This is a genomic window from Rhodobacter sp. Har01 (assembly GCF_020564565.1).
Lineage (GTDB): Bacteria > Pseudomonadota > Alphaproteobacteria > Rhodobacterales > Rhodobacteraceae > Pseudogemmobacter.
Window position 1 is genome coordinate 536,015 of record NZ_JAJCTD010000002.1, and the last position, 9,217, is coordinate 545,231.

9 protein-coding genes are annotated in these 9,217 nt (G+C 67.9%); 6 read left to right on the forward strand and 3 right to left on the reverse strand.

Going from position 1 to position 9,217, the window contains the following annotated elements; all coding sequences use genetic code 11:
• The first annotated feature begins 69 nt into the window (after positions 1-69).
• From LHP98_RS08370 to LHP98_RS08380, 3 genes are read left to right on the forward strand one after another with little or no spacing between them, the layout of a single operon-like run.
• Positions 70-948: an ROK family protein gene (locus LHP98_RS08370; RefSeq protein ID WP_227252059.1), complete on the forward strand. Its 879-nt coding sequence runs from the start codon at positions 70-72 to the stop codon at positions 946-948.
• Positions 936-1,649 carry a copper homeostasis protein CutC gene (locus LHP98_RS08375; RefSeq protein ID WP_227252060.1) on the forward strand — a complete coding sequence of 238 codons (714 nt, stop codon included), beginning with the start codon at positions 936-938 and terminating at the stop codon, positions 1,647-1,649. Before LHP98_RS08370 ends, LHP98_RS08375 begins: the two co-directional genes overlap by 13 nt.
• Before the next feature lie 49 nt (positions 1,650-1,698).
• Positions 1,699-2,472, forward strand: coding sequence for a hypothetical protein (locus tag LHP98_RS08380; protein ID WP_227252061.1), 774 nt, complete (start codon positions 1,699-1,701; stop codon positions 2,470-2,472).
• A gap of 3 nt (positions 2,473-2,475) precedes the next feature.
• Here LHP98_RS08380 and LHP98_RS08385 read toward each other — a convergent pair whose 3' ends face one another.
• On the reverse strand, positions 2,476-2,952 hold the full coding sequence (locus tag LHP98_RS08385; RefSeq protein ID WP_227252062.1) for a hypothetical protein: 477 nt from the start codon (positions 2,950-2,952) through the stop codon (positions 2,476-2,478).
• Between the two features lie 257 nt (positions 2,953-3,209).
• Between LHP98_RS08385 and clpB the strand changes: the two genes are divergently transcribed.
• Positions 3,210-5,825 carry an ATP-dependent chaperone ClpB gene (clpB, locus tag LHP98_RS08390; protein WP_227252063.1) on the forward strand — a complete coding sequence of 872 codons (2,616 nt, stop codon included), beginning with the start codon at positions 3,210-3,212 and terminating at the stop codon, positions 5,823-5,825.
• Between the two features lie 99 nt (positions 5,826-5,924).
• Here the strand turns inward: clpB and LHP98_RS08395 are convergent, their stop codons facing one another.
• Positions 5,925-6,416, reverse strand: a complete 492-nt coding sequence (locus LHP98_RS08395) for a fasciclin domain-containing protein (RefSeq protein ID WP_227252064.1) — start codon at positions 6,414-6,416, stop codon at positions 5,925-5,927.
• 80 nt (positions 6,417-6,496) lie between these two features.
• A complete protein-coding gene (locus LHP98_RS08400) occupies positions 6,497-6,976 on the reverse strand; it encodes a fasciclin domain-containing protein (RefSeq protein WP_227252065.1) in 480 nt (159 codons plus the stop codon).
• A 288-nt stretch (positions 6,977-7,264) separates the two neighbouring features.
• Here LHP98_RS08400 and msrP point away from each other — a divergent pair, with 288 nt between their 5' ends.
• Both msrP and LHP98_RS08410 read left to right on the forward strand, forming a co-directional pair.
• The gene (msrP, locus tag LHP98_RS08405) at positions 7,265-8,176 is read left to right on the forward strand and encodes a protein-methionine-sulfoxide reductase catalytic subunit MsrP (protein ID WP_227252066.1); all 912 of its coding nucleotides are present in this window, start codon (positions 7,265-7,267) and stop codon (positions 8,174-8,176) included.
• Complete coding sequence (locus LHP98_RS08410; RefSeq protein WP_227252067.1) at positions 8,176-8,781, forward strand: sulfite oxidase heme-binding subunit YedZ; 606 nt, start codon at positions 8,176-8,178, stop codon at positions 8,779-8,781. Before msrP ends, LHP98_RS08410 begins: the two co-directional genes overlap by 1 nt.
• Positions 8,782-9,217 lie beyond the last annotated feature (436 nt).

The window sequence follows — 9,217 nt, forward strand, 5'->3', positions numbered from 1 at the left end:
TTTCGGGTTCGGGGCGGTTTGACGGCGCGGGGAAGGGCTGTCAAGACTGGGGGCACGAAGGGGGCGCGCATGATCCTGGCATTCGACATCGGCGGCAGCCGCATCCGGGCCGGTCTGTGGGACGGGCATGTGCTGGAACGTCTGGGCGAGGCCGAGACGCCGGCGCGTTCGCTTGACGCGTTCGCCGCCGTGGTCGGGGGCTATGCCGCGGGGCGCACGCTGAAGGGTCTGGCGCTGTCGGTGCCCGGGGTGGTGGACCCGGAAACCGGCACGGGCAAGGTGGCCAACATTCCCTGCATCGACGGGCTGGCGCTGGGGCCGGAACTGGCCGAACGGCTGGGTCTGCCGGTGCTGGTGCTGAACGACGCCGACTGCTTTGCCCTGGCCGAGGCGCGGCGCGGCGCCGGGCGGGGGCACCGCAACGTGTTCGGCATCATCCTGGGCACCGGCGTTGGCGGCGGGCTGGTGATCGACGGGCGTCTGGTCACCGGCGCCGGCGGCCATGCCGGCGAATGGGGCCATGGGCCGGTGGTTTGCGAACCCTGGGCCTTGCCCTGCGGCTGCGGGCAGGTGGGCTGCCTGGACACCATCGGCGGCGCACGGGGGATGGAGCGGTTGCACCTGGCGCGAACCGGCGAAAGCCTTCACACGCGCGAAATCGTCGGCCGTTGGCGCGACGGCGAACCGGCGGCGAGCGCAACGATGGAGCTGTGGCGCGACCTTGTCTCGGGGCCCTTGGCGATGGTGGTGAACACGGTCGGCGCAACGGCGGTGCCGGTGGGCGGCGGGTTGTCGAACGATGCCGCGTTGATCGGCTGGCTGGACCAGGCGGTGCGCGACCGGGTGTTGCGGCGCCCCGAAGGCGCGCTGGTGGTGCCGGCCGTCTGCGGGGCGGATGCCGGCATCCTGGGCGCGGCACAGGCCGGGGAACAGGCATGGGGCGGGTGACCGTCGAGCTGTGCGTCGACACGGCCGAAGGCCTGGCGGCGGCGATCAACGGCGGTGCGGACCGGCTTGAGGTCTGTTCGGCACTGTCGGTCGGTGGCCTTACCCCCTCGGTCGGGCTGATGGGCCTTGCGGCACAGGCCGGGGTGCCGGCGCTGGCGATGATCCGGCCGCGGGCGGGGGATTTCGTCTTTTCGCCCGCCGAGGTGGTGGTGATGGAGGCCGACATCGCCGCCGCCCGCGCGGCGGGCCTGGCCGGCGTGGTTCTGGGGGCAAGCCTGCCGGATGGGCGGTTGGATGCAGGGCTGCTTGTGCGGCTTGTCACCGCCGCACAGGGCCTGGACCTGACGCTGCACCGCTGTTTCGACCTGGTGCCCGACCGGGTCGAGGCGCTGGAAACCGCCATCGGGCTGGGGTTTGCCCGGGTGCTGACCTCGGGCGGGGTGCCCAGGGCCGAGGACGGGATTGTGTCCCTGGCGGCCCTGGTTCAGGCGGCGCAAGGCCGGATCGCGATCCTGGCCGGATCAGGCATCACCGCCGCGAATGCCGCGCGCCTTGTGGCCGCGGGCCTGACCGAACTGCACGCCTCTTGCCTGGTCGATGTCGCTGCGGCGGGGCCGGTCGCCGCCTTCGGCTTCGGCCCGGCGACCCTGCGCGTCACCGATGCGAACTGCGTGCGCGCGCTGGTCGCCGCCGTTCATTGACTCGCAAACCCTTTGCGGCAAGCTGCGCCGGGACAGGAGGGCCGCGCGCATGGACATCACCGTCACCATCGACCGGCCCGAGGATGGACCCGGCTCCGGGCCGATCCTGGTGGGCTGGTTCCTGGCCCATGACAAGGGCGCGGTGCTGTATGATCCGCCCGAACGGGTGAGTTTCCGCCAGACCAACAAGGCGCATGCCAAGTCGGCCAGCCGCTGCCCCGGGGTGATCCAGCTGGAAAGCCGGTATTTCGCGGTGAAATGCCCGTTCGACATTCAGGTGGGCTTCCAGCGCGATGACAGGGGCAAGCCGCAGCTGGTGAACCGGGCGGGCGCGGCCAGCCCGATCCGCAGCACCAAGCTGGGCGAGGTGCTGACGCTGGTGTCCGAGGCCGAGTGGCGCTATCCCGACCGGCCGACGGTGCAACTGCACCTGCCCTACTGCTTTGTCGCCGATGAGTTGGTCTACATCACCCAACTGTCGGCCTTTCTGCACTATCGTCCCGACCCGATGCCCGGCACCATCTTCGGTGGGCGGTTCCCGGTCAGCCTGTGGCCGCGGCCGCTGATGTGGGCGTTCGAATGGCATGAACCCGCAAAGGACCTGATCCTGCGCCGCGGCGAGCCGCTGTTCTACTGCCAGTTCGAAGGCACCGACCCCGCCCGCCCGGTGCAGATGGTCGAGGCCGAGCGGACGCCGGAACTGGCGGCCTACATGGACAAGCTTTCGGGCGTGGTGAACTACGTCAACCAGACCTTCAGCCTGTTCAAGGCGGCCGAGGCGATGCGGCCGAAGCGGCTGCTGACACCCAAGCCCCGGGACTGACCTCTAGGCCGGCTTCAGCCGCCGGGGGCGGTTGCGGAGAGCGGGCTCGGGGGCTGGCTCCAGGTCCATCGTCTGGAACGCCGCGGGCACCGCAAGGAACGGTGTCAGCCAGCGCGGATCGCCCCAGACCGAGATCATGATTTCGGGCATGCCCGGCCCGGCCAGATGCTCGGGGGTCAACTGCACCACCCGCACCCGCAGAGACGCGCCCTCCAGCAACGCCGGAGCCATCACCTGACCGGCCACCGGGCCAAGATGGCCCAGGTAGCCCTGCCGCCAGCGCGGGATCACCCGCAGGATCGGCTGGCGCACCCGGGCGAAGATTCCCACCCGGCCGTCCGACATCAGCCGCGCCTCGCAGCGGTCGCCCATGGCCAGCCCCGATCGGCTGATGTTCACGGCGATGCCCTCGACCGGCACCACCGGCAGGATCGGTTCCATCACGTCGTACATCGCGCGCGCCTCCCGGGCTGAACCCATCTCACCTGACCGCCCCGGACCTTTGCTGCAAGTCCGGCTCTGCACCCCCCGGCCAAAGCCGCCGAAACCACCCTGTGGCATGGGCGGAAAAAGGCCGCGCGACGGGGCCTTGCGGGAAGCCGCCGGAAAATTCCCGGGCGCCGGCGGATCGGCGCTTGAAGGCCGCGGCGGGCACCCCCATGTCATGCCCAAGGCCAGGGGTGGGCGTGCCTTTTCAGGGCGTCCGCCAGGCGGTGCTTGGAAAAAGGAGACAACGGATGAACCTTGAAAAGTTCACCGAGCGGTCGCGCGGATTTCTTCAGTCTGCGCAGACCATCGCGATGCGGGAAAGCCACCAGCGCGTGCTGCCCGACCATCTGCTGAAGGCCCTCATGGATGACGACCAGGGCCTCGCGGCGAACCTGATCCGCAAGGCGGGCGGGTCGCCCGAGCAGGTCAACGCCGCGGTGAATGCGGCGATCGCCAAGCTGCCCAAGGTCTCGGGCGGGGACGGGCAGACCTACATTGACCCCTCGCTGGTGCGGGTCCTGGATGAGGCCGAGTCGGTGGCCAAGAAGGCCGGCGACAGCTTTGTTCCCGTCGAACGCATCCTGACCGCGCTGGCGCTGGTCAACACCCGCGCCAAGGACGCGCTGACCGCCGGGGCGGTCACGGCGCAGGGCCTGAACTCTGCGATCAATGACGTTCGCAAGGGGCGCACGGCGGATTCGGCCTCGTCGGAAGACACGATGGAGGCGTTGAAGAAATACGCCCGCGACCTGACCGAAGCCGCCGCCAGCGGCAAGATCGACCCGATCATCGGCCGCGACGACGAGATTCGCCGCACCATGCAGGTGCTGAGCCGGCGCACCAAGAACAACCCCGTCCTGATCGGCGAACCCGGCGTCGGCAAGACCGCCATCGCCGAGGGCCTGGCGCTGCGCATCGTCAACGGCGACGTGCCGGAATCCCTTCGCAACAAGAAGCTGATGGCGCTGGACATGGGCTCGCTGATCGCCGGGGCCAAGTATCGCGGCGAGTTCGAGGAACGGCTGAAGGCCATCCTCAAGGAGATCGAATCCGCCGCGGGCGAGATCATCCTGTTCATCGATGAGATGCACACCCTGGTCGGCGCCGGCAAATCCGAAGGCGCGATGGATGCGGCCAACCTGATCAAGCCGGCGCTGGCGCGGGGCGAGTTGCACTGCATCGGCGCCACCACGCTGGACGAATACCGCAAGCACGTGGAAAAGGACGCGGCGCTGGCCCGTCGCTTCCAGCCGGTGTTCGTGTCGGAACCGACGGTCGAGGACACCATCTCCATCCTCCGCGGCATCAAGGAGAAGTACGAGCTTCACCACGGGGTGAAGATCGCCGATGCGGCCCTGGTGGCGGCGGCAACGCTGTCGCACCGCTACATCACCGACCGGTTCCTGCCGGACAAGGCCATCGACCTGGTGGATGAGGCCGCAAGCCGGCTGCGGATGGAAGTGGACAGCAAGCCCGAGGAACTGGACCAGCTGGATCGCCAGATCCTGCAGCTGCAGATCGAGGCCGAGGCGCTGAAGAAGGAAGACGACGCGGCGTCCAAGGACCGGCTGGAAAAGCTGGAAAAGGAACTGGCCGACCTGCAGGAAAGCTCGTCCGAGATGACCGCCAAGTGGCAGGCCGAGCGCGACAGCCTTGAGGCCGCGCGCACGCTGAAGGAGCAGCTGGACCACGCCCGCAGCGAGCTGGAAACCGCCAAGCGCGAGGGCGACTTCGCCAAGGCGGGTGAGTTGCAGTATGGCCGCATCCCGGCGCTGGAAAAGCAGCTGGCCGAGGCCGAGGCCCGCGAAGGCGATGCGCTGGTGTCCGAATCCGTCCGCCCCGAGCAGATCGCCGAGGTGGTCGAACGCTGGACCGGCATTCCGACGACCAAGATGCTTGAGGGCGAAAAGGAAAAGCTGCTCAAGATGGAAGAGGAACTGGGCAAGCGCGTCATCGGCCAGCGGGCCGCGGTCGAGGCCGTGTCCAAGGCCGTCCGGCGGTCCCGCGCCGGGCTGTCGGATGAAAGCCGCCCGCTGGGAAGCTTCCTGTTCCTTGGCCCCACCGGCGTGGGCAAGACCGAACTGACCAAAGCGCTCGCGGCCTATCTCTTCGACGACGATCAGGCGATGGTCCGCATCGACATGTCGGAATTCATGGAAAAGCACTCGGTGTCGCGCCTGATCGGCGCGCCGCCCGGCTATGTCGGCTATGACGAAGGCGGCGTGCTGACCGAGGCCGTCCGCCGCCGGCCCTATCAGGTGCTGCTGTTCGACGAGGTGGAAAAGGCCCACCCCGATGTGTTCAACGTGCTGTTGCAGGTGCTGGACGACGGGCGGCTGACCGATGGCCAGGGCCGCACGGTCGACTTCAAGCAGACGCTGATCATCCTGACCAGCAACCTTGGCGCGCGGGCCTTGAGCGAGTTGCCGGATGGCGCCGATCCCGCCGCCGCGCGGGCCGAGGTGATGGAAGCGGTGCGGGCCCACTTCCGCCCCGAATTCCTGAACCGGCTGGATGAGCAGATCATCTTCGACCGGCTGAACCGGGCCGACATGAGCGGGATCGTCGAGATCCAGCTTCGCCGGCTGGAACAGCGGCTGGCGGCGCGCAAGATCACGCTCGACCTTGACCCGCAGGCCAAACAGTGGCTGGCCGACGAAGGCTATGATCCGGTGTTCGGCGCGCGGCCCCTGAAGCGGGTGATCCAGCGCCAGTTGCAGGACCCGCTGGCCGAGATGCTGCTGGCCGGCGACGTGCTGGACGGTACCACGCTGAAGGTCTCGGCGGGGCCGGAAGGCCTGATCGTGGGCGACCGGGTGATTGCCTCGAACCGCGAACGGCCGCAAGCGGCGGTGGTGCACTGAAGCCATCGGCCGGCGCCGATGACAAAGGGGGCCTTCGGGCCCCCTTTCCACAGGCATCCGCCCGGTCGGACCGGCTGGCGGACCGCCCGTCCGACGCCGTCACTTCGGCAGCAGCACCTTGTCGATGACGTGGATCACACCGTTCGACGCCATCAGGTCTGCCGTGGTCACCCGCGACTTGTTGACCTTCACGCCCTCGCGTCCGTCGACGTGCACTGTCTGGCCCTGCACGGTCGCCACATCCATCCGCTTGCCGGCCAGCTGGTCCGAGGTCACTTCGCCCGGCACGACGTGATAGGTCAGGATCTTGACCAGCTGGTCCTTGTTCTCGGGTTTCAGCAGGTTCTCGACCGTCCCCGGCGGCAGCGCCGCGAAGGCGGCATTCGTCGGCGCAAAGACGGTGAAGGGGCCGTCGCCCTTCAGCGTCTCGACCAGACCCGCCGCCGAAACGGCGGCGACCAGGGTCGAGAAGTCGTCATTCGACGACGCGATGTCGACAATGTCGGGCTGGGTGTCGGCCGGCACGCAGGCCGCGAAAAGGGCGACGGCCGAAATGGCCCCGCCAAGCTGGAAGAGAGTGCGACGGTTCATCTGGTGATCCCGGTTTTCATGAGGATTGCGTTTGTCCGATGCGAAAGGGGGGCGCTTTTGGCGCCCCCCCTTTCCGTGCGTCAGCCTTCCGGCGGCAGGATCACCGAGTCGATGACATGGATCACCCCGTTCGAGGCGGCGACATCCGCGGCCGAAATCACGGCGCCGTTCACCTTGGCCCCGCCATCCAGCGTGATGGTGATGTTCTTGCCGTTCACGGTGGCGGCCGTCATGCCTTCGGTCAGGTCGGTCGACATCACCTTGCCCGCCACGACGTGGTAGGTCAGGATCGCCACCAGCTTGTCCTTGTTCTCGGGCTTGAGCAGGTCTTCCACCGTGCCGGCCGGCAGCGCGGCAAAGGCGGCGTCGGTGGGGGCGAACACGGTGAACGGGCCTTCGCCCTTGAGCGTGTCAACCAGCCCGGCCGCCTGCACGGCGGCGACCAGCGTGGTGAAGCTGCCCGCGCCCACGGCGGTATCGACAATGTCCTTGTCCTGCGCGAAGGCAGGCATGGCGAAGGCGGTGGCGGCGGTCAGGGCCAGAAAGGTTCTGCGGATCATCTTGGACTCACTCCTTGGGTCATGGTCTCTGCCGTCATCGGCCCGCATCATATGGGCCAGCCCCGCCGGAAGATCACCTGCACGCCTGCGTGAGCCGCCCTTGCCCTGCCGGCCGACCGCGCTAAGCCAGCGACGTTGCGGCTTTCCAGTCAAATCAAGGTGAACCCGGTTGAGCGCGCGTGATGAAACGCTGCCGCGTGCCTGACCGTAATGTGGACAGCGGGGCCTGTTTGCCAAGCCGCCCGAACGCCCCATACTGTTTCCCAGCCGCCGCAAGGAGCCGTGCCGATGCCCTGGAAATCCGACCTGCGCTGGTCAGACGTCACGCCGCGAACGGACTGGCTGAACCGCCGCCAGCTGATCGCCGGGGCGGCCGGGCTGGCCGCCTTTCCCGCCGCGGCCCGCATCGCGGCCGCACCCAGCCTCTATTCCAGCGCCGAGGCGCCGAACAGCCTTGAGGACATCACATCGTTCAACAACTTCTACGAATTCGGCTTCGACAAGGGCGACCCGGCCGCCTATGCCTCGGCGCTGACAACCGACCCCTGGGCGATCACCATCGACGGCCTGGTCGACCGCCCCGGCAGCTATGATCTGGCCGACGTGCTGAAGGGCCAGCCGCTTGAGGAACGCATCTACCGCCTGCGCTGCGTGGAAACCTGGAGCCTGGTGGTGCCCTGGATCGGCTTCGAACTGGCGGGACTTCTGAACCGCGTTGGCGTGCAGCCCGCCGCCAGATACGTCAGCTTCGAAACGTTGCACCGGCCCGAGGAGATGTGGAACCAGCAAAGCCCGCTGATGCCCTGGCCGCTGCGCGAGGCGCTGCGGCTGGACGAAGCGATGCACCCGCTGACGATTCTGGCCACCGGGCTGTATGGCGAAGCGATGCCCAAGCAGAACGGCGCGCCGATCCGCGTCGTGGTGCCGTGGAAATACGGCTTCAAATCGTTGAAGAGCATCACCCGCATCAGCCTGGTCGCAGACCGCCCGGGCACCACCTGGAACGAATTGCAGCCCGAGGAGTACGGCTTTTACGCCAACGTGAACCCGCAGGTCGACCATCCGCGCTGGAGCCAGTCCAGCGAGCGCCGCGTCGGCTCGGGCCTGTTCGGCGGGCGCGAGGACACGCGGATGTTCAACGGCTATGCCGAACACGTCGCCGGCCTTTATGCCGGGCAGGACCTGGCGGCGGACTATTGATGCAGCGTGTCAACACGCTGCTGCGCCGCCTGCCGACCTGGCCGGTCTGGGCCCTGGGCTGCGTACCGCTGGGCGTGCTGATGGCGCGCGCTTTGGCGGGCGATCTTGGCCCCGATCCGGTGCGGGGGCTGCAGCATCCGCTGGGCCTCTGGGGGCTGCGGCTGCTGATCGCCTCGCTGGCGGTGACCCCGCTGATGCGGGCGGGCCTGCGGCTGGTCAGGTTCCGCCGCGCGGTGGGGGTGCTGGGCTTTGCCTATGTGGCGCTGCATTTCCTGGTCTGGGTCGCGCTGGACATGGGTCTGCGCTGGCCGCAGATCGCCGGCGATCTGGTGAAACGGCCCTACATCCTGGCCGGCTTCGCCGCGTTCCTGCTGCTTGTCCCACTCGCGCTGACCTCGACCGACGCCGCCCTGCGCCGCCTGGGCGCGCGCCGCTGGCGACGGCTGCACCGGCTGGCCTATGTGGCCATTCCCCTTGGCGCGCTGCACTTCGCTATGATCGGCAAGCTCTGGACGGTCGAGTCGCTGGCCTACCTGGCCGTGACCGCCGGGCTTCTTGCCCTGCGGCTGGTTCCCGCCCCGGTCCAGCGTGAAAAGACTGCCTGACTCGGCCCCTGTTGCGTGTCCCAGGCGCAAGTTTCTTGCGGAAGACCGGGCCGCATCTGACGCTTCCTGTCGCCAAGGCCCCGAAATCGCATGATTTTCGACCGAGCGGAAAAAAATCTCCCCGCCTGCACTTTTTCCTCTTGCGGCCCCGGCGCGCCCTCCGTAAATACCCCTCCACCGAAGCAGAAACGGCGACGGTGACGGTTCGAAGCGGCGGCGCAGCCAAGGCACCGGATCGGAAAATCTGAAGACAAGGCGCGGAGAGATACGCCAAGCAATTGGCGGATCGTTCGTTTTTTGTGTGAAGATCGCTCTTTGACATTGCTATGAAATGAAGGGATATGCGGGCGGTTTGGGCGCATCGGCGTCTAACGCGCATATCGGCCTAGTAGGGATTTCGGTTCCGATGATCTAGGTGTCAGCTTCACTGTCTTGT

Bases quoted from the DNA above. Each gene is read 5' to 3' on its own strand.
- LHP98_RS08370 (WP_227252059.1), top strand. From the start codon at position 70: ATGATCCTGGCATTCGACATCGGCGGCAGCCGCATCCGGGCCGGTCTG.
- LHP98_RS08375 (WP_227252060.1), top strand. From the start codon at position 936: ATGGGGCGGGTGACCGTCGAGCTGTGCGTCGACACGGCCGAAGGCCTG.
- LHP98_RS08380 (WP_227252061.1), top strand. From the start codon at position 1,699: ATGGACATCACCGTCACCATCGACCGGCCCGAGGATGGACCCGGCTCC.
- LHP98_RS08385 (WP_227252062.1), bottom strand. From the start codon at position 2,952: ATGGGTTCAGCCCGGGAGGCGCGCGCGATGTACGACGTGATGGAACCG.
- clpB (WP_227252063.1), top strand. From the start codon at position 3,210: ATGAACCTTGAAAAGTTCACCGAGCGGTCGCGCGGATTTCTTCAGTCT.
- LHP98_RS08395 (WP_227252064.1), bottom strand. From the start codon at position 6,416: ATGAACCGTCGCACTCTCTTCCAGCTTGGCGGGGCCATTTCGGCCGTC.
- LHP98_RS08400 (WP_227252065.1), bottom strand. From the start codon at position 6,976: ATGATCCGCAGAACCTTTCTGGCCCTGACCGCCGCCACCGCCTTCGCC.
- msrP (WP_227252066.1), top strand. From the start codon at position 7,265: ATGCCCTGGAAATCCGACCTGCGCTGGTCAGACGTCACGCCGCGAACG.
- LHP98_RS08410 (WP_227252067.1), top strand. From the start codon at position 8,176: ATGCAGCGTGTCAACACGCTGCTGCGCCGCCTGCCGACCTGGCCGGTC.